Origin of the sequence: Saccharothrix tamanrassetensis (assembly GCF_014203665.1) — a bacterium.
GTDB lineage: Bacteria > Actinomycetota > Actinomycetes > Mycobacteriales > Pseudonocardiaceae > Actinosynnema > Actinosynnema tamanrassetense.
Genome location: NZ_JACHJN010000005.1, coordinates 501,143 through 527,143, shown reverse-complemented (window position 1 = coordinate 527,143; position 26,001 = coordinate 501,143). Strand labels below are relative to the sequence as shown.

The 26,001-nt window shown below is 72.6% G+C and carries 23 protein-coding genes; 15 read left to right on the top strand and 8 right to left on the bottom strand.

Annotated elements, in window-relative coordinates:
* Positions 1-6: 6 nt before the first annotated feature.
* On the bottom strand, positions 7-936 hold the full coding sequence (locus FHS29_RS18740; protein WP_184692058.1) for a succinylglutamate desuccinylase/aspartoacylase family protein: 930 nt from the start codon (positions 934-936) through the stop codon (positions 7-9).
* Positions 937-1,187: 251 nt separating this feature from the next.
* On the opposite strand from FHS29_RS18740, the gene FHS29_RS18735 reads away from it, so the two are divergent.
* Genes FHS29_RS18735 through FHS29_RS18705 form a run of 7 tightly spaced genes read left to right on the top strand, consistent with a single transcriptional unit; the run spans position 1,188 to position 9,908 of the window.
* Positions 1,188-2,894, top strand: coding sequence for an ABC transporter family substrate-binding protein (locus FHS29_RS18735; protein WP_184692056.1), 1,707 nt, complete (start codon positions 1,188-1,190; stop codon positions 2,892-2,894).
* Between the two features lie 54 nt (positions 2,895-2,948).
* On the top strand, positions 2,949-3,926 hold the full coding sequence (locus FHS29_RS18730; protein ID WP_184692054.1) for an ABC transporter permease: 978 nt from the start codon (positions 2,949-2,951) through the stop codon (positions 3,924-3,926).
* Complete coding sequence (locus FHS29_RS18725; RefSeq protein ID WP_221456219.1) at positions 3,919-4,833, top strand: ABC transporter permease; 915 nt, start codon at positions 3,919-3,921, stop codon at positions 4,831-4,833. Before FHS29_RS18730 ends, FHS29_RS18725 begins: the two co-directional genes overlap by 8 nt.
* A complete protein-coding gene (locus tag FHS29_RS18720) occupies positions 4,830-6,923 on the top strand; it encodes a dipeptide ABC transporter ATP-binding protein (protein WP_184692053.1) in 2,094 nt (697 codons plus the stop codon). Before FHS29_RS18725 ends, FHS29_RS18720 begins: the two co-directional genes overlap by 4 nt.
* A complete protein-coding gene (locus tag FHS29_RS18715; RefSeq protein ID WP_184692051.1) occupies positions 6,920-7,630 on the top strand; it encodes an SDR family NAD(P)-dependent oxidoreductase in 711 nt (236 codons plus the stop codon). The genes FHS29_RS18720 and FHS29_RS18715 overlap by 4 nt, the downstream gene beginning before the upstream one ends.
* Positions 7,631-7,653: 23 nt before the next feature.
* Positions 7,654-8,889 (top strand): pyridoxal phosphate-dependent aminotransferase, encoded by a 1,236-nt coding sequence (locus FHS29_RS18710; RefSeq protein ID WP_184692049.1) that lies wholly within the window; start codon positions 7,654-7,656, stop codon positions 8,887-8,889.
* Positions 8,886-9,908: a D-2-hydroxyacid dehydrogenase gene (locus FHS29_RS18705; RefSeq protein ID WP_312864976.1), complete on the top strand. Its 1,023-nt coding sequence runs from the start codon at positions 8,886-8,888 to the stop codon at positions 9,906-9,908. The genes FHS29_RS18710 and FHS29_RS18705 overlap by 4 nt, the downstream gene beginning before the upstream one ends.
* Before the next feature lie 151 nt (positions 9,909-10,059).
* Here the strand turns inward: FHS29_RS18705 and FHS29_RS18700 are convergent, their stop codons facing one another.
* The 7 genes from FHS29_RS18700 to FHS29_RS18670 all read right to left on the bottom strand — a co-directional run bounded on the left by FHS29_RS18700 (position 10,060) and on the right by FHS29_RS18670 (position 17,776).
* Positions 10,060-10,695, bottom strand: coding sequence for a GntR family transcriptional regulator (locus FHS29_RS18700; protein WP_184692047.1), 636 nt, complete (start codon positions 10,693-10,695; stop codon positions 10,060-10,062).
* A complete protein-coding gene (locus FHS29_RS18695; protein ID WP_184692045.1) occupies positions 10,688-11,509 on the bottom strand; it encodes a DUF4438 family protein in 822 nt (273 codons plus the stop codon). Before FHS29_RS18695 ends, FHS29_RS18700 begins: the two co-directional genes overlap by 8 nt.
* Entirely contained in the window at positions 11,506-12,312 is an 807-nt protein-coding gene (locus FHS29_RS18690; protein WP_184692043.1) for a DUF4438 family protein, read from the bottom strand. Before FHS29_RS18690 ends, FHS29_RS18695 begins: the two co-directional genes overlap by 4 nt.
* The gene (locus tag FHS29_RS18685) at positions 12,309-13,631 is read right to left on the bottom strand and encodes a metallopeptidase TldD-related protein (RefSeq protein WP_184692041.1); all 1,323 of its coding nucleotides are present in this window, start codon (positions 13,629-13,631) and stop codon (positions 12,309-12,311) included. The genes FHS29_RS18690 and FHS29_RS18685 overlap by 4 nt, the downstream gene beginning before the upstream one ends.
* Positions 13,631-15,097 carry a TldD/PmbA family protein gene (locus FHS29_RS18680; RefSeq protein ID WP_184692039.1) on the bottom strand — a complete coding sequence of 489 codons (1,467 nt, stop codon included), beginning with the start codon at positions 15,095-15,097 and terminating at the stop codon, positions 13,631-13,633. The genes FHS29_RS18685 and FHS29_RS18680 overlap by 1 nt, the downstream gene beginning before the upstream one ends.
* Entirely contained in the window at positions 15,094-16,215 is a 1,122-nt protein-coding gene (locus FHS29_RS18675) for a Gfo/Idh/MocA family protein (protein ID WP_184692037.1), read from the bottom strand. Before FHS29_RS18675 ends, FHS29_RS18680 begins: the two co-directional genes overlap by 4 nt.
* A gap of 193 nt (positions 16,216-16,408) precedes the next feature.
* On the bottom strand, positions 16,409-17,776 hold the full coding sequence (locus tag FHS29_RS18670; RefSeq protein WP_184692035.1) for a diacylglycerol/lipid kinase family protein: 1,368 nt from the start codon (positions 17,774-17,776) through the stop codon (positions 16,409-16,411).
* A gap of 483 nt (positions 17,777-18,259) precedes the next feature.
* On the opposite strand from FHS29_RS18670, the gene FHS29_RS18665 reads away from it, so the two are divergent.
* The 8 genes from FHS29_RS18665 to FHS29_RS18630 all read left to right on the top strand — a co-directional run bounded on the left by FHS29_RS18665 (position 18,260) and on the right by FHS29_RS18630 (position 25,899).
* The gene (locus FHS29_RS18665) at positions 18,260-19,675 is read left to right on the top strand and encodes a chloride channel protein (protein ID WP_184692033.1); all 1,416 of its coding nucleotides are present in this window, start codon (positions 18,260-18,262) and stop codon (positions 19,673-19,675) included.
* 184 nt (positions 19,676-19,859) lie between these two features.
* Positions 19,860-20,714 carry an alpha/beta fold hydrolase gene (locus FHS29_RS18660; protein WP_184692032.1) on the top strand — a complete coding sequence of 285 codons (855 nt, stop codon included), beginning with the start codon at positions 19,860-19,862 and terminating at the stop codon, positions 20,712-20,714.
* A 285-nt stretch (positions 20,715-20,999) separates the two neighbouring features.
* Positions 21,000-22,229: a DUF8832 domain-containing protein gene (locus FHS29_RS18655; RefSeq protein WP_184692030.1), complete on the top strand. Its 1,230-nt coding sequence runs from the start codon at positions 21,000-21,002 to the stop codon at positions 22,227-22,229.
* Positions 22,226-22,585: a FixH family protein gene (locus FHS29_RS18650; RefSeq protein WP_184692028.1), complete on the top strand. Its 360-nt coding sequence runs from the start codon at positions 22,226-22,228 to the stop codon at positions 22,583-22,585. The genes FHS29_RS18655 and FHS29_RS18650 overlap by 4 nt, the downstream gene beginning before the upstream one ends.
* 8 nt (positions 22,586-22,593) lie before the next feature.
* A complete protein-coding gene (locus tag FHS29_RS18645; protein ID WP_184692026.1) occupies positions 22,594-23,610 on the top strand; it encodes a hypothetical protein in 1,017 nt (338 codons plus the stop codon).
* Complete coding sequence (locus FHS29_RS18640) at positions 23,607-24,170, top strand: hypothetical protein (protein WP_184692024.1); 564 nt, start codon at positions 23,607-23,609, stop codon at positions 24,168-24,170. Before FHS29_RS18645 ends, FHS29_RS18640 begins: the two co-directional genes overlap by 4 nt.
* Positions 24,125-25,267 carry a sensor histidine kinase gene (locus FHS29_RS38160; protein ID WP_184692022.1) on the top strand — a complete coding sequence of 381 codons (1,143 nt, stop codon included), beginning with the start codon at positions 24,125-24,127 and terminating at the stop codon, positions 25,265-25,267. The genes FHS29_RS18640 and FHS29_RS38160 overlap by 46 nt, the downstream gene beginning before the upstream one ends.
* The gene (locus FHS29_RS18630) at positions 25,255-25,899 is read left to right on the top strand and encodes a response regulator (RefSeq protein ID WP_184692020.1); all 645 of its coding nucleotides are present in this window, start codon (positions 25,255-25,257) and stop codon (positions 25,897-25,899) included. The genes FHS29_RS38160 and FHS29_RS18630 overlap by 13 nt, the downstream gene beginning before the upstream one ends.
* Positions 25,900-26,001 lie beyond the last annotated feature (102 nt).

The following is a 26,001-nucleotide window of genomic DNA, read 5'->3' as shown; positions in this document are numbered from 1 at the left end:
GACTCCTCAGGCGATCTCGGCGACCAGGGCGACGACCTGGCCGGGTGACTCGATCCGGGCCAGGGTGGGGCGCAGCAGCGCGAGCGCGGTGCGCGGGAACGGGGCGCGGAAGGTCTCCACGACCTCGCTGGACACCGGGTCGAGCAGGTGGCCCACGACGGTGTCCCGGCCGACCACGGTGCCGAGGGCGGCCTCCCGCAGGACCGGCTGGTAGATGCCCGGCCGGGACGTCGACAGGGGCACCTTGCCGGTGGCCACGGTGCCCGGCTCGTCGGGCAGGTCGGCCTCGGTGAGCACGCCGGCCTTGCCCAGCGCCCGGCGCAGCCCGCGGGTGACGGCGGCGGCGCGGTCCTCCTCGAACTCCCCGCGCCCGCCCATCTCGACCCACACGGCGACCGCGCCCTGCGCGCGGGCGTGCCCGGTGAGGCTGGAGGCGCGGTCGGGGCCGTCGAGGATCAGCGGGGTGCCCATCCACTCGGCCACGTGCTCGCTGCCGGGGAACCGGTAGGTGAAGCAGTTGATGTTCCAACTGCCGCCGCCGTGCACGTCCAGCACCACGTCCGCGCCGTCGACCGCGTGCTCGGCCAGCACCGCGGCCAGCCGCTGGGTGTGCGAACCGCGCGGGTCGCCGGGGAACGAGCTGTTGAGGTCGAGCAGGTCCAGGTGGGTCTGGCGGGCGTCGGCCTCGGTGGCCAGCGGGTGCGCGACGGGCACCACCCGCAGCGTGCCGAACAGTTCCTCCCGTCGCACGCCGGACAGCAGCCGGTTGACCGCGAGCGTGCCCCAGGGCCCCTCGTCGCCGTGCACGCTCGCCACCAGCAGCCCCACCGGACCGCCCTCGCCCACGGTCCCGATCCGCACGTCGACGGAGCCGTAGGCCAGTGACGAGGTGACCGGGTGATCGCGCCACTGGATCGTTTCGGCGAGTGTGGGCATATTCGCTCCCTGTCGTCCGGCGTACTCGAACATTCGGTGGGCGAATTCTGCGCAGACCGGTGCACGGAACACAAGACAGACTTCGACAACGCGGGCGATTACTTTTACTTAACCCGTACGCCCAGCTCAGCAGCCCTTTAGTAAAGATTAAGGGGTGTCTTCACCGATTGTTGCTTGCCACTGCCGACGGCTCGCCTGTTCACTCTGGTAACCGCGGTCCAGGCCACCGTCGAAAAGTTGTGGAGCAGCGCATGAATCGTCGAAGGATGTCCGGCGTGCTCGCCGCCGCCCTGGCGGTGTCCGCCTGTTCGGCCGGGCCGCCGGGAGGCGGGGACACGACCAACCTGGTGCGGGGCGACGCCAACACGGTCAACACCGGCACCGCCAAGCAGGGCGGGACGATCACCTACGTCCTGGAGCGCAACATCCTGAACTGGAACCCGCTGGGCGCGGACATCGGGGTGGCCACCCAGCTGGTCGCCGACGTCTACGACCCCGGTGCGTTCGTCACCCTGCCCGACCTCAAGACCATCGAGCTGAACAAGGACCTGCTGGTCAGCGCCGAGCAGACCAGCCAGTCGCCGCAGACCCTGGTCTACCGGATCAACCCCGCGGCCGTGTGGAACGACGGGACGCCGATCACCGCGGCCGACTTCGACTACGTGCGTCGGGCATCGAGCCCGGGCACGTGCCCGACGTGCGAGGTCGCCTCCACGATGGGCTACGAGAACATCACCTCCCTGGTCGGCTCGGACGACGGGCGCACGGTCACCGTGACGTTCAGCCAGCCCTTCGGCGACTGGAAGTCGCTGTTCGGACCGATCCTGCCCGCGCACGTGGCCCGCAAGCTCGGCGACGACGGCACCCCGGAGGGCCTGGCCAAGTCGTTCAACGAGGGGTTCCGCTACAAGGACTCCTTCCCCGACTGGTCCGGCGGCCCGTTCATGTTCAAGTCCTGGCAGACCAACCAGGCCGCGACGCTGGTGCCCAACCCGAAGTGGTGGGGCAAGCCGGTCACCCTGGACAGCCTGGTGTTCCGGGTCGTCACCGACACCTCGCAGGAGGTGCCCGCGCTGCAGAACGACGAGGTCCAGATCATCAACCCGGACCCCCAGGTCGACCTGCTGCGCAACGTGCAGGCGCTGGGCGGCGTGAAGTACCAGCTCGTGCAGGGCCTGCGCAAGCAGATGGTGCTGCCCAACCTGAACAACCCGGCCATGCAGGACCCCGTGCTGCGCGAGGCGTTGTTCACCGCGATGGACGTCCCACAGGCGATCGGGAAGACCGTCGGCCAGTTCTCCCCCGACGCCACACCGCTGCGCAACCGGATCTACGTCCCCCAGCAGCCCGGGTACAAGGACAACCTCGGCACGCTGGGCACCGGTGACGTCACCAAGGCCACCACCATCCTCACCGACGCCGGCTACAAGATAGACGCGGGCAGGCTGATCGACCCGCAGGGCAAGCCGGTGCCGACGCTGACCATGCGCTACATCCAGAACAACCAGATCCTCCAGACGGTGTGCCAGCTGTTCGCCGAGTCGGCGAAGAAGCTCGGGGTGACGGTGGACGTGCAGACCACCGACTCGGTCGGCGCGACCGTGACCCACCAGGCGGGCAAGGACTTCGACCTGTTCGCGATGGGCTGGATCGGGCAGGCGTTCGTGGCCTCCCAGTACTCCCAGGCGTTCAAGACCAAGGCCGGGCTCAACTTCGGCGGCTACTCCAACCCGGTCGTGGACGACCTGCTTTCCAAGGCGCTCGCCGCCACGGACGAGGCCGAGGTCGCCGCGCACCTCAACGGGGTGGACGCGCAGCTAACCGAGGACGCCTACATCCTGCCGCTCTACCAGGTGCCGGACCTGCTGGCGTACAAGGCGAACCTGGTCAACGTCCGGGCCAACGGCACCTACTACGGCCCGCCCTACAACGGTGGCGAGTGGGGCATCGCCGGATGACAGGCCGCGGCGCGGGTGTGACGCCCGCGCCGCGCCAGGGGAAGGCAGGCAGCGATGTTGGCTTACGTGCTGCGGCGGTTGCTGCACACGATCCCGATCGTGCTGGTCGGCTCGTTCGTCACGTTCGTGATGGTCAGCGCGTCGGGTGACCCGCTGGGCGACCTGAAGGCGAAGCAACCGCCGGTGTCGCAGGCGATCCTGGACGCCGAGGCGCACCGGATGCGGCTCGACCAGCCCCTGCTGGAGCGCTACTGGCGCTGGCTGACCGGGATCCTGAGCGGTGACTGGGGCCCGTCGGTCAAGCGGATCGACATCGGTGCGGAGATCTGGCCGAGGCTGCTGGTCTCGGCCCGGCTGGTCACCCTGGCGGTGCTGCTGGCCTTGGTGCTCGCGCTGGTGATCGGCGTGGTGAGCGCGGTCAAGCGGTACTCCGCAGTGGACTACGCGTTCACCGCCGTCGGGTTCCTGCTGCTGTCGATGCCCGCCTTCTGGCTCGCGGTGCTGTTGAAGCAGCAGGCGATCGAGCTGAACCAGGCCACCGGGACCACGCTGGTCTACACGGTGGGCGAGGCGTCGATCCCGCCGCCTCCGGGGCTGTGGCCCACGGTGCTCGACGTGCTCGGGCACGTCGTGCTGCCGACGATCGTGCTGGCGATGACGTCGTTCGCGCCGTGGAGCCGGTTCGTGCGCTCGTCGATGATCGAGGTGCAGCAGAGCGACTACGTGCGGCTGGCCCGCGCCAAGGGGATCAAGCGGCGCACCGTGCTGGTGCGCCACGCGTTGCGCACCGCGCTCGTGCCGCTGACCACGGTCGTGGCGCTGGACCTGGCCGTGCTGTTCTCCGGCGCGGTGATCACGGAGACCGTGTTCCAGTGGCGCGGCATGGGCTCGTTCCTGCTGTCCTCGGTGCGGGACAAGGACATCTACGCCGTCATGGCCTGGCTGCTGCTGGTGTCGTTGATCGTCGTGGTGTTCAACCTGATCGCCGACCTGCTCTACGCCGTGCTGGACAGGAGGATCCGCCTTGGCTGAGACCGTGCAGACACCCCTCGCGCCGGACGTGGACGGCGAGGCGCCGGTGGCCACACCCCGGTGGCGGCTGGTGGTGCGCCGGTTCCTGCGCCACCGGCTCGCGACGATCAGCCTGGTCGTGTTCGTGCTGCTGGTGCTGCTCGCCTTCGTCGGCGGCGAGCTGTGGCACTACCGGTACGACGTGTACACCCCGGACAACTCGCAGCCGCCGTCGGCCGAGCACCCGTTCGGCACCGACGCCACCGGCTACGACCTGCTGGCCCAGGTGCTGCGCGGCACGCAGCGGTCGATCGAGATCGCGCTGTTCGTGGCCGCGGTCTCCGGGGTGTTCGGCAGCGTGTGGGGCGCGGTCGCCGGGTTTCACGGCGGGAAGGTCGACACGCTGATGATGCGGGTGGCGGACCTGGTGCTGATCTTCCCGGCGATCGCGGTGGCCGCCGTGCTGGCGAACAACGTCGGCGCGAGCAGCCAGGGCTGGCTGCTGATCGGCCTGGTGCTGGCCGCCCTCACGTGGCCCTACGTGGCGCGGCTGGTGCGCGGGGTGGTGCTGTCGCTGCGCGAGCGGGAGTTCATCGCCGCCGCGCGCACCTTCGGCGCCGGCTCGTGGCGGATCATCTTCCGGCACGTGCTGCCCAACGCGATGGGCACCGTCATCGTCGCCGTGACGATCATCGTCGCGGTCGCGATCCTGGCCGAGACGGCGCTGTCGTTCATCGGGTTCGGCGTGCGCCCGCCGGACACCTCGCTGGGCCTGCTGGTCAGCCAGAACCAGACCGCGGTGTCCACCCGGCCGTGGCTGTTCTACTTCCCCGGGCTGTTCATCGTGGTCATCGCCCTGAGCATCAACTTCATCGGCGACGGGCTGCGCGACGCCTTCGACAACACCAGGTCACGGAGCAGGCGATGACGACGGCGACCACCGCGGAGGTGCTCGGCATCCGCGACCTGACCGTGGCCTTCCCCGACGAGCAGGGGCAGGTCAGCGCGGTGCGCGGGGTGTCCTGGTCGCTGCGGGCCGGCGAGGTGCTGGGCGTGGTCGGCGAGTCCGGGTGCGGCAAGTCCGCGACCGCGCTGGCCGTGATGGGACTGCTGCCGCCCGGCGCGCGGGTCGGCGGGTCGGTCCGGTTCCGGGACCGGGAACTGGTGGGGCTGCGCGACGACGAGATGGCCTCGGTGCGCGGCCGGTCCGTCGCGATGGTGTTCCAGGACCCGCTGTCGGCGTTGAACCCGGTGTACTCGGTGGGTTTCCAGGTCGCCGAAGCCGTGCGGGCGCACCACCCGCGGCTAGGCCGCGAGCAGGCCGTCGAACGCGCGATCGCGCTGCTGGAACTGGTCGGCATCCCCAACGCGCGGGACCGGGCCGCGGACTACCCCCACGAGTTCTCCGGCGGGATGCGGCAGCGCGTGGTGATCGCCATCGCGATGGCCGACGACCCGGACGTGATCATCGCCGACGAGCCGACCACCGCGCTCGACGTGACGATCCAGGCCCAGGTGCTCGACGCGCTGCGCACCGCCCGCGAGCAGACCGGCGCCGCGACCATGCTGATCACGCACGACCTCGGGGTGGTCGCCGGGCAGGCGGACCGCGTGGTCGTGATGTACGCGGGCAAGGTCGTGGAGTCCGGCACGGTCGAGGAGGTCTTCTACTCGCCGCGGATGCCGTACACGCTGGGGCTGCTGGGCAGCCTGCCCCGGCTCGACGGCCGGGAGGACGCGCGGCTGACCCCGATCGCCGGCACCCCTCCCCCGCTGGACCGGCCGATCACCGGGTGCGCGTTCGCCCCGAGGTGCCCGCTGGCCCGCGACGTCTGCCGCACCGAGGAGCCCGCGCTGGTGCCGGTCGACGGCGAGCACCTGGCGGCGTGCCACTTCAGCGCGGAACTGGTCGGCAGACGGCCCCAGGACGTGTTCCCGCCGCGTGCCGCGCCCGCCGTGGACGCCGTCGCCGCAAACGCTGTCGCCGTGAGCGCCGTCGCTGCAAACGCTGTCGCCGTGGGCGCTGTCGCGGACGGACCCGTGTCCGGGCGGCCGACGCCGATCATCACCGCGTCGAGCCTGGTGAAGCACTACCGGGTGCGCGGCACGGGCCTGTTCCGCCGAGACCGGGGCGAGCTGCACGCGGTGTGCGACGTGTCGTTCGACCTGTCGGCGGGCGAGACGCTCGGGCTGGTCGGCGAATCCGGTTCGGGCAAGTCGACCATCGCGAAGCTGTTGATGTCGCTGGAGGAGCCGACCGGCGGCGGGGTGCTGCTCGACGGCCGGCCGCTGTCGCCGCGCGGGCACGCCCGCGACCTCCAGATCGTGTTCCAGGACCCGATGAACTCGCTCGACCCGCGGATGACCGCGGCGGACCTGGTCGCGGAACCGCTGCGCATCAACGGCGCAGGCCGCCGCGAGGCCCGGGCCCGGGCGCTGGAGCTGCTGGGATCGGTCGGGTTGTCCGGCGCCCGGTCCGAGCGCTACCCGCACGAGTTCTCCGGCGGTCAGCGCCAGCGCATCGGCATCGCCCGCGCCCTGGCGCTGCGGCCCCGCGTGCTGGTGCTCGACGAACCGGTGTCCGCGCTGGACGTGTCGGTCCAGGCGGACGTGATCAACCTGCTGGAGGACCTCCAGGACTCGCTGGGCCTGGCGTACCTGTTCATCGCGCACGACCTGTCGGTGGTGCGGCACATCGCCGACCGGGTGGCCGTGCTCTACCTCGGCCGGGTCGTGGAGACCGGCGACCGCGACACGGTGTTCGACCACCCCCGCCACCCCTACACGCGGGCGCTGGTCTCGGCCGTGCCGCTGCCCGACCCGCGCAAGGAACGGGCCCGCGAGCGGATCATCCTGACCGGCGACGTGCCCAGCCCGGTGAACCCGCCGTCGGGGTGCCGGTTCCGCACGCGGTGCCCGCTGCACCTCGGCCGGCTGACCGACGAGCAGCGCTCCCGCTGCGCCGGCGAGACCCCCGCGCTGCTGGACGGCGTGGCGTGCCACTGGGTCGAGCGGTGAGCGGGCCGCTGGCCGGCAGGGTCGCGCTGGTCACCGGCGCGGCACGGGGCATCGGCCGGGCGTGCGCGGTGCGGTTGGCCGAGCAGGGCGCGGACCTGGTGCTGCTCGACATCGGGGTGGTCAGCCGGATGGCCACCGTGCCCAGGGGCCTGGCCGGGGCCGACGAGCTGTCCGGGGTGGCCGACGAGGTGCGGGCGCTGGGCCGGCGGGTGGTGTCGCGGTTCGTGGACGTGCGCGACGGCGACGCCCTGGGCGCGGCCGTGCGGGCGGGCGTGGCCGTCCTCGGGTCGGTGGACATCGCGGTGCCCGCGGCCGTGGTCCGGTCCCGCGGCGGCGCGTGGACCATGCCGGAGAACCAGTGGCGGGCGGTGATCGAGGTCAACCTCACCGGGGTGTGGCAGACGGCGAAGGCCGTGGCGCCCGTGATGGTCGCCCAGCGATCCGGGTCGATCGTGTTCATCGGCCCGGACCCGGCGCACCGGCCCGCGGCCGGCCACGCGCACCTCGTCGCGGCCGAGCACGGCGTCTGGGGGCTGGCGCGGTCGTTCGCGCTGGAACTGGCGGGCACGGGCGTGCGGGCCAACAGCGTCGACCCCGGCCCGCTCGACGGCACCGGGCAGGCGGCGGTCGCCGACGCCGTGCTCTACCTGGCCTCGGACGAGGCGCGCGGCGTGACGGGGTCGTCCATCCTGGCCGGCCCGGCGTGAACCAGACGACAGGAGACACCGACATGGCGGCAAGCCGTCACCCCGTCGAATCGCGGCGGGTGCTGCGCACGCACCTGCCGGAGCGGGCGGACACGCTGGGCACGTCCGTGCGGGAGGCGGACCTGGAACTGCGGTTGGACGGCGCCGGGCACGGCCTGCTGGACACCACGCACTTCGACACGGTCCGCTTCCCGCCGCCGCCGTGGGCGTTGGCCGCGTTCACCGCCGCGGCGGAAGACGGGGAACTCGCCTACACCGGGTACCGGGGCAACGCCGAGGTGCGGGCGACGTGCGCGCGGTCGGTGTCGGGCCTGCTGGGCGTCGACGTCGACCCGGACCGCGAGATCGTGATCACCACCGGCACCCAGGGCGGCCTGTTCGCCACGCTGAGCGCCCTGGTCGACTCCGGGGACGTGGTGGCGCTGGCCGACCCCGAATACCTGTTCGTGGAACGGATGCTGCGGTTCCTGGGCGCGCGCGTGGTGCGCGTGGGCATGGTCGAGGACCCCGCCGGTCCGCAGCTGGACCTGACCGCGCTGGAGGAGGCCGTGGTGAACGAGGGCGTCACGCTCCTGCTCACCTCGAACCCGAACAACCCCACCGGGACCGTCTACACGCCCGAGACCGTCCGCGGCCTGGCCGCGCTCGCCGTGCGGCACGACCTGCTGGTGGTCGTGGACGAGCTGTACTGCCGGCTGGTGTACGACGAGACGCCGTACACGCACCTCGCGGCGGAGCCGGGGATGGCGCAGCGGACCGTGACCCTGCTCGGCGGGTCGAAGACGGAGTCGCTCAGCGGCTACCGGGTCGGCGTGGCAATAGGCCCCGCCGAGGTGGTGGACGCCATCGAGCAGGTCATGGCGATCTCGTGCCTGCGCGCTCCGGCGTACTCCCAGCACGTGCTGACGCGGTGGCTGGTCGACGACGTGGAGTTCGTGCGCACCCGCATCGGCGAACTCCGGGCACTGCGGGAGATGACGGCCGAGCGGCTGCGCCGGGTCGACGGGCTGGTCGTGCGGCCCGGCCCGGGCACCGCCTACCTGTGGCCGGACGTGTCGGCGCTGGGGATGGACGACGTGGAGGTGGCGAAGGTGTTGCAGAGCCGGGCCGGGGTGGTCGTCAGCCCCGGCTACCAGTTCGGTCCGTCGGGCCACGGCCGGTTCCGGGTGTGCTACGCCCGCGAGGAGACCGGGTGGTCCGCCGCGCTGGACCGGGTCGTGGACGCGCTCAACCACGCCGCGAAGGCGGTGGCCTCGTGACCCGGGTGGTGATCTGCTCGCCGCTGGAACCCGAACTGGTGGCGCGCATCGCGGCAGTGGACCCACGGGTCGAGGTGCTCTACGAGCCCGAGCTGCTGCCCGTGCCGCGCTACGCCGGCGACCACGTGGGCGTGCTGCCGGAACTGACCGACGAGCAGCGGCGACGGTGGTTCGCGCTCACCTCCACGGCCGAGGTGGCGTTCGACTTCGACCGGCGCGCGCCCGCCGAGGTCAACGAGAACTTCCCGTTGCTGCGGTGGGTCCAGGCCACCAGCGCGGGCCTGGGCAGGCTCACCGACCGGTTCCCGCTGGACCTGTCCGAGGTCGCGGTGACCACGGCCGCCGGGGTGCACGCGGTGCCGCTGGCCGAGTTCGTGCTGACCGGGCTGCTGCACTTCGTGAAGGACGTGCCGCAGCTCAAGGCGTGGCAGGCCGAGCACCGTTGGAACCGCTACACCAGCCGCACGCTGTCCGGTCAGCGCGTGCTGGTGGTCGGGTTGGGGGCGGTCGGGCGGCACACCGCCGCGGTGCTGGCCGGGCTCGGTGTCGAGGTCGTCGGCGCGGTGCGGCCGGGCGGCACGTCCGGCGCGCCCGGCGTGGCCGAGGTGGTGGGCTTCGACGAGCTCACCTCGGTGCTGCCGAGGGTGGACGCGGTCGTGCTGGCGTGCCCGTTGACGCCGCAGACCGAGGGCCTGCTGGGCGCGGCGGAACTGGCCGCGCTCAAACCGCACGCCGTGGTGGTGAACATCGCGCGCGGCCAGGTCGTGGACGAGGCGGCGATGACCGCGGCACTGGCATCCGGCGCGCTGCGCGGCGCGGTGCTCGACGTGGCGTCCGTCGAACCGCTGCCGGACGACTCGCCGCTGTGGGACCTGCCCAACGTGATCGTGTCGCCCCACTCGGCCTCCACGGCAACCGACGAGAACGCCCTGATCACCGACATCTTCTGCGACAACCTGCGGCGATGGCTCGACGGCAGGCCGCTGCGCAACCGCTACCGGCCCGAACTGGGCTACTGACGTGGCGGACCGGCCGGCGGCCAGCCGCACCCGCCGGCCGGTCCGCGACCACTCGGCGGGTACGCGCCACGATGCGGGTTCCGGCCCGCGACGACCCACCGCGACCCGCACCGGTTGCCGCCTCGTCCGGACGGTCCGGTGGCCGCCGGTGCTACAACACGTAGTCCTCGCGCAGGTAGTGCCGGTACAGGGCGTCCGCGACGGTGGACGGGTCGCCGTCGGCCAGCGCGTCGACGAGGTCCCGGTGCATGGCGGGCATGTCGGCCAGGTCGAGGTGCTGCTCCTCCAGCGAGGACCGCATGACCGCGCCCATCTGGGCGTCCATGCCGGCGAACAGCTTCGCGAGGCGGGGTTTGCGCGCGGCGGCGACCAGGTGACCGTGGAACGCCGTGTCGAGGTCGACCACCGCCGCGAGGTCCCGGTCGCGGGCGGCGTGCTCCATCCGCTCGACCAGCTCGGTGAGGGGGTGCACGAGGTCGGCCGTGCCGTGTGCCAGCACCGCCCGCACCGCGCCCTCCTCCAGCACGTAGCGGGCGTAGCAGGCGTCCTGGATGTCCTCGTGGGACAGCCGCGTCACGGTGCTGTGCCGGCGCGGGCTGATCTCCACCAGGCCCTCGTCCGCCAGCCTGGTGAGCGCGAGCCGGACGGTGGAGCGGCTGACGCCCAGCTCCGCGGCGATCGACATCTCCACCAGCCGGGTTCCCGCCGGCAGTTCGTTGTTGAGGATCCGGTTGCGCAGCAGGCGGTGCACGCTGTCGGGCAGCGAGCGGTGTTCGAGGTCAGGCATCAGGGCACCCCAGCAGTTCCGGTGTCACTCCCACGTGGCCGGTCGGGTCCACGTGCACGTCGAAGTCCTCCGCCGGTCCGCACAGGATCGGCATCGCGCCGGGGCCGTGACCGGGCAGCGGGCTCCCCGCGTGGACCACCACCGCCATGGTCAGCCACCCTTTCCGGTGCCCGGCGTTGTGCCGGACGTCGACGTCGTCGATGCACAGCAGATCACCCAGCCGCCAGTGCGCCGCGTCCACCCGGTCGACCTGCACGTCGAGGTCCCACTGGTGCGCGGGCCGACCGAACCCGTTGCCCACCAGGTGGGAGGGCACGCGGGCGCGCGCGGATCGCACGTCCAGTGCCGCGAGCACGGCGGGGTCGACGTTCATGACGGCGGTGGCTCCCCCGGCGGTGGCTCCCCCGGCGGTGGCTCCCTGGCCGTGTGCGCGGATCGCGACCTGGTCGGCGGGCAGCATCTGGGCCAGCACGTCCTGCGGGAACACCGCGATCACCCGGCCCTCGCGCTTGCCCAGCACCCGGCCGGTCGCGCCGCGCGCGTCGCCGGTGCGCACGACGGCTTCGTTGCCCAGGCACGCGAACGCGGTCAGCGCGTGGCAGGCCGCCGGGTCGGGGTGCACGAGGGTGACCCCGGGCGCCGCGTGGTCGGCGTCGGTGTCGAACACGCCGTCGCCCAGTCGCAGGCCCAGCACGACGCCGCCGGTCGCGGTCGGCAGGTACGGCGCGCCGTCGCGGTCGACCAGGTACGGCGCGGGGCCCAGCCGAGGGGTCTCCACCTCGCCGAGCAGGGTGGTCCGGACCAGGGTGCTCACCAGCGGGCTCCGATGTTGGCGGTGGGGTCGTCGACGAGGTCGAATGCCGCGGCGGGCCCGGTGAACAGGGTGGTGGGGCCGGGTCCGTGGCCGAACAGCAGGCAGTCGCCGGTGCTGATGGCGCCGATCGCCATGTACCCGGCGCGGTGGCCGCGACCGAACCGGTGGTCCTGGTCCTCCAGCGCCACCAGGTCGCCGATGCGCACGTCGGTGACGCCCATGAGGTCGGTGTTGGCGAACTCCGAGGCCATGCCGGTGCCCGCGCCGGGTGCCGAGCGGGGGATCCGGGCCGCGACGGACACCCGCAGCCGGCCGTCCGGGGCGGTGTCGACGGGCAGGTTCGGCAGCAGCTCGGGATCGAGGTTCTTGACCACGACGTCGGGGTGGTCGAGCAGCCGCAGCCCCTGGCCGCGCGCCCGGATCGCCACCCGGTCGCCCGGCGCGACCTCGTCCGCGTCGGCGAGGTCGACCAGCACGTAGGCGTGCTGGCCCAGGACCCGGCCGGTCGGGCGACGGGGGCCGAGCACGGTGACCTCGTTGCCCACGCACGTCAGGAACTGCAGGGCGTGGTCGGCCGCGGGGTCGGGGTGCCACACCGACAGGCCCGGTTCGAGGTGGTCGGCGGCGTGGCCGGTGGCCGGGTCGCCGACGCGCACGCCGAGGGTGACCCCGCCCATGCCGGGCAGCAGGAACGCCCGGCCCTCGCCGTCGACCCGGTAGCCGAACCGGTCGCCGCGGGGCGGGCAGACCTCGCCCGCCAGCACCTGGGTCAACAGCCGGTGGGCGTTGGTGCGCGGGGTCACCGGGGACCGAACCGGAAGCCGTGCGCGCGGATCGCCGGCGCGGTGACCGACCCGTTCCACACGTTCATGATCGGCTGGGCGCGCAGCACGTCGCCGACACCGTCCACAGTGGCCAGCAGGTCGAACACGGATTGGGTGAACCGGGCCCCCCGCACGGGGTCGGCCGGTTCGCCGTCCACGATGCGGAAGCAGGCGTCCCGGCTGACGCCGGTGATCGTGCCCGCCTGCCGGTCGACCAGCCGGGTGTACCAGAACCGCTCGATGTAGAGGCCGTTCTCCACGCCTGCCACGAGGTCGCCCTGCGCACCGGGCGTCATCACCACGTTGGCCGCGACGGGTGACGGCACGGCCTCGCGCGCCACGTGGGTGTGGCCCGTGCGGTCGGTGACGGGCCCGCCGACGAGTCCGGCGGTCAGCAGCGGCACCACGGCCTTGGTCGTGCCCAGCACGTCGAACGGGATGGGCAGCCCGAACGGGTGCGAGGCGTCGTCGGCGACGGTGACCAGTTCGGAGGCCACCCGCTGTCCCGGTCTGCTCGTCACGCCGACGCCCGCCTGCGCCGGCCCGCCGTCGAAGCCGAGCACACCCAGGAACCCGAGCAGCTCGCAGGTGGCCTCGGGGCCGAGCACGACGGTGTAGGAGCCGTCGGGCAGCGGTTGCCGGCCGCGGGTCCGCACGGCGCGGGCGACCGTGTCCGCCACGCTCGCGGCGTCCAAGCCCAGCGCGTCGCGCGACCGGTGCAGGTTCGCCCAGTGCGCCGAGCCGTCCCGGTCGCCCACCGTGAGGCTGCCGGTGGCCTCGGTCGCCACCACGTGCCGCAGCGCACCGGTGCTGGACGCGACCGCGAGCTGGGTCACCGCCCGGCCGACCATGCCCGCCGCGGTGGTGCCGGCCCGGCGCGCCCGGGTCATCGCCTCGGCGGCGATCGCGACCCGTGCCGGGGCGTCGAACGCGGCGGTGTCGTCGTGCCACAGGACGTGGTCGTCGGTGTCGCGGTGCTGCGGCGTCCACGCCGAGCCGGGCGCCGAGGCGGTGCGGGCGAGGCCGGAGGCGATCGCGGTGGCCCGGCGGACCGCGTCGGCGACCCGGTCCAGCGCGCTGGTCGCGACCCGCGCGGCGTGCCCGTCCACGACGGCCCGCACGACGACCTGCTGTTCGGTGATGTCCTGCGGCTGGTGGACGCGCTCACCCGCGAACCGGGTGTACTCGCCGGCACGGGCCAGCAGCGTGGCGTCGACGTGGTCGGCGTCGGCGGCGCGGACGGCGTCGGCCAGCAACCCGGTGGCGCGGCCGATGTCGACGGGTGCGGCGAAGTCCATCACGCCACCCCGATCCGGACGCCGCGCACGAGCGTGGACGGCGCGCCGTGGCTGAGGAAGCTCCACTGCTTGGGCTCGCCCTTGCCGCACGGGTAGCCGAAGATCCGCAGGTCGTCGGCCACCGCCTCGACCGAACCCCAGAACTGCGGCGTGATCCCGCCGTAGGAGAAGTTCTTCAGCAGCCGTCCCCTCTTCCCCCCGCGCACTTCGTAGGCGACCTCGGTGCCGAACTGGAAGTTGAGCCGCTGCTCGTCGATGGACCACGACCGGTTGTCCTCGGCGTAGATGCCCTCGCCGAGGCGGTCGCACAGCTCGTCGAGGCTGACCCGGCCGGGTTCGAGGTAGACGTGGGTGGCGAAGCAGACCGGCGTGTAGGCCCAGCCGTCCGAACGCGCCGCCCCGGTGAGGGCCGCGCCCGTGCGGGCCGAGGAGTCCAGCGTGGACAGGGTGTCGCGCACGATCCCGCGGTCGACGAGCGTGCGGCGGCGCGCGGGCGTGCCCTCGTCGTCGAACGCGAAGCTGCCGCGGGTGCCGGGCAGGGTCGGGTCGCTGGTGATGGTGACGGCGGGTGAGCCGTAGCGCAGCGAGCCGATGTCGTGCACCCCGATGAACGAGGTGCCCGCGAAGTTGGCCTCGTCGCCGATCATCCGGTCGAGTTCCAGCGCGTGCCCGGCGGACTCGTGGATCTGCAGGGACATCTGTTGGCCGCCGAGCACCACGTCGGCGGTGCCCGACGGCGCGACGGGCGCGGTGAGCAGCGCCACCGCCTCCTCCCCCACCCGTGCCGCGTTGGCCACCAGGTCGCGGCCGACGACGAACTCCCACCCGGCCGCGCCCGTGTCGCCGTGGAACGAGTTCGGGTAGCTGCGCCGCTGCACGTCGCCGTGCCCGGCGGCCGTCACCATCACCAGCACGCCGGACTCCATGAAGTGCTGGTGCTGGCGGGATCCCACCGAGTTGCCGAAGTGCCGGTGCTGCCGCTTGGCGTTGACGCCCGCCTGTGCGGACACCACGTGGCGCGGTGCGGACGCCGCGTCCAGCGCATCGGTGAGCAGTGCGTGCCGGACGTCCTGCGTCGTGGCGAAGGGGTCGTGCTCCACCTCGGTCTCGTAGCGCCCGCTGTGCACGTCGATGTCGGGCAGGCGCACCGGCTCGGACGCACCCCGCGCCGCCACGGCGAGCGCGTGCGCCCGATGTGCGGCTTCGGCGGCGTCGGCGCCCTCGGCCAGCGGGCGGGCGGCGAACCCCCACACGCCGTCGACCAGCACACGGACCCCGATGCCGAGGGTGTGCTCGACGCGCTCGTCCACGTCCGCGCCCGATTGCCGGTACACGCGCAGTTCCTCGGCTTCCACCAGCCGCACGTCGGCGTACTCGGCCCGACCGTCGACCGCGTCCAGCGCCACCTCCACCAGCGCCCGGCCCGTGGCGTCGTCGGCCACCGCGCCCCACCCGTGCGGGTTCACGCCGCGCCCGCGAGCGGGAAGTCGACCCAGGCGCGACGGCGGAACGACTCCTCGAACGCGTTGATCGTCTCCTGCACCAGCGCGCCCTGGGCGAAGTCGCCGTGGCCGGCCTCGCCGCCGCCGAGGATCTCGGTGGTGAAGTCGGCGCAGAGGTTGGCGTAGAACAGGGAGTCCCAGTCCTCTGTGGACGAGCCGCCCGGCGGGAAGAACTCCGCCGGGATGTCCCGTTCCACGAATTCGGCCTCGTCCTTGGTGGCCGTGCGGATCGTCTGGCACCGACCGGACTCCGCCACCAGCCGCACGACCAGCGCGCCCTCCGAGCCGTAGAGCCGGGCCTCGACACCCGGCAGGTTGCCCACCGTGACGTAGGAGGACTGGATGGAGGCGAGCACGTCGTTGTCGAACTCGCAGATCCACATGTCGCCGTCGTCGATGTTGAGCCGCTGGCGGCGCCCGGTGGCACGGACCACGCGCTCGGGCACGAAGTTGCGCATCGTGCCGACGACGGAGGTCAGCCGTCCGCCGGCCCACCAGTGCATGATGTCGATGATCGGCGCGCCGTAGCCCTCGATTGACGAGGTCGCGATCACGGCCGGATCGGCGTCGGGGTCGACCTGACGCATCGGGGTGGCGGGGTCGATCCACTGGCTGTTCTGCTCGAACCCGTTGAACACGTAGGGCGTGCCGATGAACCCCGCGTCGATGAGGCTCTTGGCGTACAGCACGGCCGGCGCGTACCGGAACGTGAAGCCGAGCTTGGTCCTGAGCCCCTTGGACCCGGCCGCCTCGGCCAGCGCCCTGGTCTGCCGGTAGTCGCGGTGCACGGGCTTCTCGCACAGCACGTGCTTGCCGGCCTCGATCGCCGCCGCCGACACCTCGAAGTGCGCCGTGTTGGCCGTAGCGACATCGACCACGTCGATCGTGGGGTCGTCGAGCACCTCGCGGTAGTCCCGCACGGCCCGCCGGACCCCGAACCGCGCCGCGGCCTCGCCCAGCACCCCCGGGTCGGTGTCGACCAACGCGACCACCTCGGCCCTCGGGTCACGCGACCACCCCGGCAGGTGGGCCCGCTGAGCCCACCTGCCCGCCCCGACCACGGCCACTCGCACCTTGTCCACGTCGCGCTCCTCACCTGGGGGTGCATCGACCGTATGCCGACTGTCGATTGCCGACAATCGGTAAAGAGGTGTGATGGCGAACACACCGAGTCGGGTCGGTGGGCGTCGGAGGCGGGCGCCCACTACCGCGACCGACGTCGTGCCCGCCGATGGATCTGTCCGCGCAGGCGCTCTCCATCGCGAACCCGTGCGCTCACCCTCCAGGGGTGGTGCGCCCGCGCGCCGGACGACCGGCGAGGACGTGGAACAGGGCCTTGATCACGTTCCCCGCCCTGGCGGGCGTGAGCGCGGCGGGTGTGGTGCCGGGTGCGTCGACCGGGGTGCGGACCCGCAGCGCGCCGGGCAGTGAGCGGAACCGCAGCGGCGGGGGGAAGCGGAGAGCTTCGCCGTCGACCCCGACGTCGACCAGCGGCTGCCCGGAGTCGATTTCGAGCTGCGGCGCCGTCCACTCCTGATAACCGCGGAACCCGCTGATCCGACCGGCCACCTCCGCGGCGATCAGGGTCGGCACGTCCGACGCGCGGTCCACCGCCACGGTGACCACACCGAGGACGCCGGCGTCCAGCCGTTCCCTGGTGCCGAAGCCGTTCAGGCTCGTGAACCGGTACACGCCGTTGGAGACCAGCACGACGTCCGCCGGACCCGCGGCCGAGCCGTCGGGCCCGGCGAACCGGAGGTCGACGCGTTCGGCTCCGGGGCCGAGCAGGTCGGGCAGCTGCTGCGCGGTGGTCGCGAGCTTGGCGTCGCGGTAGTCCTCGGACTGCACCACCGTCGCGTAGACGCCGAGCGAGACGTTGTTGACGAACACGCGGTCGCCGAGCTGCGCCAGGTCGACCCGCCGCTCCACCGCGTCACCGAACGCGTCCAGCGCGGCCGCGACGTCGTCGCGATCGAGGCCGAGGTCGAGCGCGAAGTGGTTGCGCGTACCCGCCGGCACGCACACGAACGCGACGTCGTGCCGGCGTGCCACGTCGGCGACCAGCGCCTGGGAACCGTCCCCGCCCGCCATGCCGAGCACGTCGGCGCCGGCCGCCACCGCCTGTTCGGCGAGCGCACGGAGGTCGTCGCCAGGGCGGAGCACGACCGGGGTGACGCCGACGCGCCGCGCCTTGTCCTCAAGGCCGAAACGCACCACTTTCCCGCCGCCGGACCGTGGATTCATCAGCAGGACGCCGTGCCGGGCGGGGGGAACCGCGCGGCTGCGGGGTGTCGGGGCCAGATCACGCCCGATCGCCGCCCGTGCCGCGGCGCTCGACACGACGACGAGTCCGAGCACGACCGCGATCACCACGAACGACCTGAGGCCGAGCAACAGGACGATCCCGGCCAACGCCGCTACGGCCGTCACCGACGCGAGCACTCGCGTGGAGCTGCGGTGCACCAGCGCCGACCACGCCGCCGCGACCGCCACGAAGAGCAGGACCAACGCGACCGGCAGCGCGACCGGATGCCGCACGAGTGCCGTCGCGACGACTGCGACGGCACCGGCGAAGGCCGACAGCGCACCCGCGGCCAGGGCTCGGCGGCCGGTCGAAGGTGACAGCGACTGCTCGGCGTCCATTGCGCACCGCCTCTCTGCACCGCCCAGTCTTCCGCCCGGCCACCGCGATTGCCGTCAACCGGTCCGGATGAATTCGGCAGACTCACCCGAAGGAGGGGCTGCGGCACGGCTGTCCGCAACCGGATCTCGGACGTGCTTCGGACGTCCACAACCGAAGATCGCCGACCTGATCGGGTGTTCGTCATGTCACCGGAAATCGGCGCGAGGCGTTGGATCCGGTGCGCCTCGCCCGCTGCGGCTTCGCCGCACTTCGGATGATCAGGCCTCCTGGAGCCGGGCACGGACGGGCGACATCAGGACTGCAGGCGAGCACATCTCATCACCTGCGGGCGATGAACGGACGACGGTGGAAGGGCGATCGTGGACGTTGCCCGGCCACTCTCGCCGACAGGAGTCCACCATGAGCGACCGGCCGACGACCGATGCCCCGCCATTCGGCTTCGAGGCTGAACCCGCCGTCCTCGAACCCGGGGGTTCCGGAACGTGAGCGCCGGCCCGTCGAACGACGCCGCCGACGAAGCACCCGCTGCCGACAGCGACGTAGAGCTGCGCAGTCGGGGCTATCCGGCCCTGATGCTCGTCGCGGCGCTCGTCGGGATCCCGTTGTCCTTGCTGGTGTTCGGTTTCCTGGCCGCGGTGCACTGGCTCGAGCACGTCGTCTGGGAGACGCTTCCGGCGAGTCTGGGCTTCGAGGAACTCCCGACGTGGTGGCCGATCGCCACCATCGGGTCGGCGGGAGTGCTCGTCGCGCTGGCGGTGAAGCACCTCCCCGGCAGGGGAGGCCACGTACCGGCCATGGGCTTCGACGCGAGTCCGACCACACCCGGCCACGTTCCCGGTATCGTCCTCGCCGCGACCACGGGTTGGGTGCTGGGTGCCGTGATCGGCCCCGAGGCGCCGTTGTTCGCGATGGGCAGCGGTTTGGCACTGCTCGCGGCGAACGCGGCGAAGGTGCCCGGTGACGCGCGGACGGCCGCCCTGGTCGCCGCTTCGGGATCGGCAGCCGCGGTCTCCGCCGTCTTCGGCAACCCGCTCGTCGCCGTCATCATGTACCTGGAGGTGGTCGGCCTCGGCCGGCGCCGGACGATGCTGCTCGTCCTCCCGTGTCTCGTGTCCAGCGGTGTGGGCGCGCTGGTGTTCACCGGGCTCGGCAGGTGGACCGGCCTCGACGTCGACGCGTTGGCCATCCCCCACCTCGAACCCGCCCGGCTCGACATCGCCGACGTGGTGTGGACTTTCCCCGTCGCGGCAGTGGTGGCCGTGGCGACGTGGGGCATCTTCGCCATCGGGCGGCGGACGGCCCGCCTGGCGACCTCCCGGACCATGGTGATCACGGTCGCGGCGGGCCTGGTCGCCGGATCCAGTGCCGCCCTCTACGCCGTGCTCACCGGTCGCTCGCCGGCGGAGGTCGCGCTGTCCGGGCAAGGCCTGCTCCCGACGCTCGCCACCCAACCCGGCCAGTGGTCGACGGGAGCACTCGTGACGTTGTTGCTGTGCAAAGGCCTCGCCTACGCCGTGTGCCTGGGAGCGTTCCGCGGCGGCCCGGTGTTCCCCGCCATCTTCATCGGCGCGGCCTTCGGCGTGCTGGCGAGTTCCCTGGTGCCAGGCATCGGAACGGTTCCCGGCCTGGCCATCGGCATGGCGGCCGGTGCCGCGGTGACTCGCCTGCCCGTCACGAGCGTCGTGCTCGTCGTGCTCCTGCTGGGCGACGCCGCAGCCGGCCAAGTACCGGTCGTGATCCTCGCGGCGGTGACCGCGATGGTCGTCGACGAGCTGCTTTCCGACTTCTTCAGCCGTTCCAAGGAGAAAGAACCCGGCGCACGAGGGCTACCCGGGTTGTGGACGGTCGTGGGGCCGACGCCGGGCGCGGCGTCGGCCAGGAGGGAAGGTAGCTCCTGACCGGTGGCGAGACCTGCGATCCGGCCGGCCGACGCGTCGTCCGGGCCGGAGCCGTACCAAGGAACGTCGGCGTCGTGACCCGTGGCCGGACACGGGAGTCAGTGTTGGTGTTGGTGTCGAGGCTGCGGGCGGCGGTTCGCGCGTAGCGTGGGCCGCAGTCCCATAGTTGCCACGGAGGTTGCCGGTGCATTCGACGGTCCACTCATTCCGCACGCCCGACGGTGTCACGCTCGGAGTCGAGCACTTCGGCGATGCGGCGGCGCCGCTCGTGCTGCTCGCGGGCAGCACGACCATGCTCTCCTGGCCCGACGCGCTCTGCGAGGCCCTCGCTCGCGGTGGGCGTCACGTCGTGCGCTACGACCTGCGCGACTCCGGCGCGTCGACGACCGTCGACCCCGGGGCACCGGCGTACACGCTGCGCGACCTCGCCGCCGACGCCGCCGCGCTGGCCCGCGGACTCGACGACCGCCCCGCGCACCTGGCGGGGATCGGCGTCGGCGGGATGGTCGCCCAGGTCGCCGCGCTCGACCACCCGGACGCGTTCTCGGCACTCACCCTCGCCGGGACGCGGCCCGTCGCACCGGGTCCGGTCGACGCCGACCTGCCCGACCACGACGCGGCGACGATGAAACGGCGGTTCGCGCACCCGATGCCCGACTGGACCGACCGCGCCGCCGTGGCGGAGTACGCCGCCGCCGGTGCCGAGATCCTCGGCGACGACCCGGCCGCCGCACGTGCGACCGCCGAGCGCATCTTCGACCGCACACCGGGCACGGACCCCGCGATCCACATGGCGAACCAGCTGGGCATGGTGTTCTCCAAGCTCGACTGCACGCCGCGCTGGCGGGAACGTCTGCCCGAAATCTCCATACCGACGCTTGTGGTGCACGGTCGACGCGACCGGTTCTTCCCGGTCGGCAACGGCGAGGCGCTCGCCCGCGAGATCCCCGGTGCGCGGCTGCTCGTGCTCGAACGGGCCGCGACCGCGATCCCCGACACGGCCGCCGACGAGGTCGCCGCGGCGATGCTCGCGCTGTAGGCGGTCGGTGATCGAAGTCGGCGTGCGGTTCGGCGCCGGCGGCGACGATGGTGGCTTCGGTCAGGTACTCCGGTCGGCCGGCTTCGGCGAGCCCGAAGGTCACCGTCCTGCGGCTGGGTCGGCGGTGTCGGCCCGGCTCCGCTCGGCCGGCACCGCCGCCTCGGCCCGGACGCGTTCCGGGATGGGTCGGTGTGGCCCGTCCGGTCGGAATTAGTTCCCGGGCACTAGTCGAGTCGCTACTCGCGCCGTATGCGGTGACGGGCGCGCTTTCCTAGCCTCGGTCAGGTGTTCATTCGTCTGGTGCTCGGCATTTCGGTGGTGCTGCTCGTCGTGGCGACACCGGCGTCGGCGCACGTGGTCGCCGCCGGCGCGGATCTCCAACTGGCGCAGACCATCGCGGGCTCCGAGGTGACGGTCGTGATCAGGGGAACGCCGGAAGTGCCCGGACCGCTGTACGTCGATCTCATCGCGCACCAACCGGTCCACGACCTGACGATCGACCTCGCCGTGGACGGGAGTGTCGGCACGGTCCGGTTCCAGCGCGACCGCCCGGGCACCTACCCGGCGGTGCTCCACGTCCGGGACGGCGGACCGCACGAATTGCGGCTCGAAACCTCCGCCGAGATCTCGGTGCTGCCGTTCCGGGTGCAGGCCCCACGGCCGGCGACGTGGGAGCTCGTGGTGTACGGCGGTTTCGGGACGACCGGACTGCTGCTCGCGGCTGCGATCGCCGCGGGTGCGAGGTCACGGCGTCCGACCGCGGTCGCACTGGGTGGCGTCGGAGTGGTCGCCCTGATCATCGCGGCCACCGTCGCCGTGGTGTCGCCGCACCTCGGCGATCGTCAGCGCGACCCGGGTCGTCCCAACGCCCAGGCGTTCCTGACCGTCACTCCGGATCGACCTGCCGTCGGCGAGGAGTTCACGGTGCGGTTCGACCTCGTCGACGGCGCGACCGGTCAACCGGCCGACGACCTCGCGGTGCACCACGCGGCGCTGACCCATCTGGTGGTCACCAGCCAGGACGGCGGGTTCTTCCGGCACGTCCATCCACTCAGGACGGACAGAGGGCGCCTCGAAGCCCGGTTGACGGCGGACCGCGCGGGCCGGTACCTGGCACACGCCGAGTTCGAGCGGACCGACGCGGGCGGGCAGCTCGTCTCCGGGCGGTTCGACGTCAGCGGGCCCGTTCCGCCCGAAGCGGCGCACCCCGCCGCCTGGACGTTCCCCGCCGGCCGCCCGGTCACGGTCCAGGTCGACACCGGTAGCACCGGCCTCCAGTCGTGGCTCGGCATGCCCGGCCACCTGATCACCCGTGACCGTGACGGCACGTTCCTGGGCCATGCCCACGAGCAGAGCGCCATGACGTCCACATCGGACGGAACGGTCGCCGTGCACGGACCCGAACTGCGCTTCACCGTCAGCTTCCCCAGACCGGGCCGGTACTTCGGGTGGGTCCAGTACGCCGAGGACTTCCGGATCGTGACGGTCCCCCACCTGATCGAGGTCACGCCGTGAAACGACCCGCTCTCTGGCTGGTCGCCGTGGCGGTGGCGGTAGCGGTCGTCACCGTGCTGCTGCTCGCGACGTCGCCCGGCGCGGAACCCGTCAGGCTCGACCGCTCGGGTGTCGCCGTCCAGCTCGACAAGGCGGGCACCGGGAGCGTCAACGCCCAGGTCGAGGTCCCGGCCCAGACGGTGTCGCTGTACGCCACGATGCCGCGGATGGGGCACCTGACGCCCGAAATCGCGGCCACCCAGGAGAAACCGGGCCTGTTCCGGGCAACCGGCGAGTTGTTCTCCATGGCCGGCCTGTGGGAGCTGGCGGTCCGGGCCGACGGCCGGGTCGTCACATTCGAGATCACCGTGAAATAGGAGTTCCGATGACACCGAGGCGACAAGTGGTCGGCGCCTGGCTGCTGCTGACCGGATTCAGCTCGCTGTGGCTCGGCGTGGCGTGGGACGGCCAGTGGCACGTCGACGTCGGTCCGGACACGTTCTTCACCGCGCCACACCTGATGTTCTACTTCGGGACGGCGCTGATCGGCCTGACCAGCCTGGTCGTCGTGCTGAACAGCCGCCAGGCCGCCGCGGGCCCGGCGGTGGAGGTGTTGGGGCTCCGGGCGCCGATGGCCTTCCTGGTCGCCGGTCTCGGCGCGGCCGGCCACCTGGTCTACGGGGCGGCCGACCTGTGGTGGCACACCATCTACGGGTTCGACATCCTCGAGAGCACGCCGTCGCACCTCAGCCTCCAGCTCGCCATGCACGTGCAGTCGATCGGCGTGATCATGGCGTTCGCGGCCCTGCGCGGGACGACGTCCGGTCGATGGGGCCTCGTCGCGGCCGGGGCGTTCAGCGTCGCCTCCTCGGCGATCCTGCTCGACGGCTCCGTCTTCGGCGTGAAACTCAGTGTCCTCGCGGTCGCTGCGGTGTCGGCGTGGACGCTGTGCGCCATCACCGGGATCACCCGCGCGGTCCGGTGGGTGCTCGCCCTCGGGCTGCTGTTCATCGCCGTCCAGGCGGCCAGCTTCTTCTTCCCGCCGCTGGCCACCGAGCTGTACGCGGGCAGCATCGGCCAACCGATCCGGGACAACGCGCTGGGCGTGCCACTGGTCGCCCTGGCCATGCCGGTCGTCTTCCCGGTCATCGCGCTGGTCGCGGCGGGCTCGGTGCGGTTCGCCCGACGCCGGGACCTGCCGCCCGGCGCCACGATGGCGGCGTTGGGCGCGTTCGTCGGCCTGGTGGCCGCGCTGTACCGGATCTTCCTCGAAAACGCCGGTCCGAACCCCGTGCTGAGCATCGTGGTGACCACGGCGCTCGGGGCACTCGCCGGCCGGTTCGGCTGGCAGTGCGCGGCCCTGATGCGGCGGCTCGGCCCGCGGGCGGCGGTGGCGGCATGAGGACCCGACTCGTGACCGGCGTCGCCGCCTCGCTGGTGGTGTTGACCGCGCCCGTCGCGTCCGCGCAGGCGGAGCCGCTGACGATCGTGCACAGCGAGCGCGTTCCGCTGGGGAACGGCACGTTGACCGCGTCCTTCACGGACTGGCCCGTCAAAGCCGGGCGGTCGCTAGACTTCACGTTCGAGCCGGACGGTGGGATCGAGGGGCGCACCGGCACCGTGCGGGCCATCACGCCGTCCGGGGAACCGAAGGCCCTGGGCATCGTCGGACTCGACGGCGAGGCCGACATGGAACTGCAACGGCACCCGCTGGCGAGGCACGCGTGGGGGCTGGACGTCGTGGCACTACCCGAGGAGGGCCCGTGGCGCTTCGAGTTCACCGTGCACGGCGCGGGCGGGGTCACGACCGGCACGCTGCCGGTCCCGGTGGGGCCGGCGCCCGGACCGCCGATGGCGGTGAGCTGGCTGGTCGGCATGGCGCCCTGGGCGGTGGCGGCGCTGCTGCTGGCGCGCGGGTGGCTGCGCGCCCGCAGGCGGGCCGTGCTCACCTGGAACGGCTGAGCGACGGCCTGCTGACCCTGCTGCCGCTGATGGTCGCCCTGCTGACCATCCTGAACGGGCCCGCCGAACGCCACACCTGGGGTCTGCTGGCGGTGGCGGCGGCGCAGACCGCCGCGCTCGCGTGGTGCCGCCGCTTCCCGCTGGCCGTCCTGCTGGCCGTGATCGGCCTGGAAACGCTGCTGATCGTGATCGAGTCGGAGATCTTCGTCGGGTTCCTCGTGGCGGCGTGGAGCCTCGGCGCGTGGGGGAAGCCCCTCCAGCAGCGGATCGGGCTGGTGATCGGCCTGGCGCTGCTGACGATCGGGCTGGTGCTGAGCATCAGCGGCGGCTCACCGCCCGGTCTCGCGCTGGCCGGCATCTCCTCGGTGGCGGTGATGTTCGTGGGGTTCCTGGTGAACGGACGGCTCGGCGCCCGGCAGCGCACCCGCATCGACCAGCTCGAAGCGGAGCGCGCCGAGGCCGAGCAGCGGGCGGCGGAACGCGAACGCGCTCTGCTGGCGAGGGAGCTGCACGACATCCTGAACCACTCGGTGACCACGATGGTGCTCGACGCGACCGCCGCCGCGGAGACCGGATCGCCCGACGAGGCGCGGGAGGCGCTGACGAGGGTCGCGCAGACCGGCCGCAACTCCCTCGCGGAGCTGCGCCGGCTGCTCGGCGTGCTGCGCACGAACGCGTCGGCCGCCGACCACGACCCGTTGGTCGTGCCGCCCGGCCTGGACCGGATCGACGCGTTGGTCGAGAGCATCCCCGGCCCGCGGATCGACCTGGTCCGCTCCGGGACCGCCGGCCCGCTGGACGTCAGCATCGAGCACACGGCGTACCGCGTGGTCCAGGAAGCCCTGACCAACGTGCTCAAGCACGCCGGGGCGGTCGCGACCACCGTGTCCCTCTCGTTCACGGCGGAACAGCTGTCCGTCGCCGTGGTCAACGAGAAGTCCGTGGCAGCGCCGGATCCGGGGACGGGCATGGGTTTGATCGGGATGAGGGAACGCGTCTCCCTGGTCGGCGGCACGCTGACCGCGGGGCCGCGGGCCGACGGCGGGTTCGAGGTGCGCGCCGTCCTGCCGGCGAGGTCCGTGACGTGCTCCGGGTAGTGGTCTGCGACGACGAACAGCTCCTCCGGGAAGCCCTGGCCAGGATCATCGACGCGGCGCCGGACCTGTCCGTGGTCGGCGTCGCGGCCAACGGCCGGGAAGCCGTGACGGCGGTCGACCGGCACGCCCCGGACGTCGTGCTGATGGACATCCGGATGCCCGTGCTGGACGGCATCGAGGCCACCCGGCGGATAGCCGGTCGCGCCAGGGTCCTCATCCTGACCACCTACGACCTCGACAGCTACGTCTACGCCGCCCTCCAGGCCGGCGCCAGCGGCTTCCTGCTCAAGGACGCACCCAGCGAACGGCTCCGCGACGGCATCCGCGTCGTCGCCTCCGGTCAGGCCGTGCTCGCGCCCGAAGCCACCGCCCGCATGATCGACGCGTTCCGCCCGGCCATGCCGACCACCGAGGACCAACGGCTGTCGCAGGCGATCGGGAGTCTCTCGCGCCGGGAACGCGAGGTCTTCGAACTCCTCGCCCAAGGCCTGGCCAACGACGAGATCGCCCGACGCCTGACCATCAGCCGCTACACGGTGAAGGTCCACGTCTCCAACATCCTCGGCAAGCTCGGCGTCCCCGACCGCGTGCACGTGGTGCTGGCCTGGTCCCGGCTGCGCGGCCGGACCTGATCCGTTCGGCCGCCGGCAAAGCGTTGGCAGCCAACGGATGCAGCCTCCTGCGCCGGATGCCGGAGTCCCACTCGTCCGGGCTGCGTGCACTGGGCCGGACGA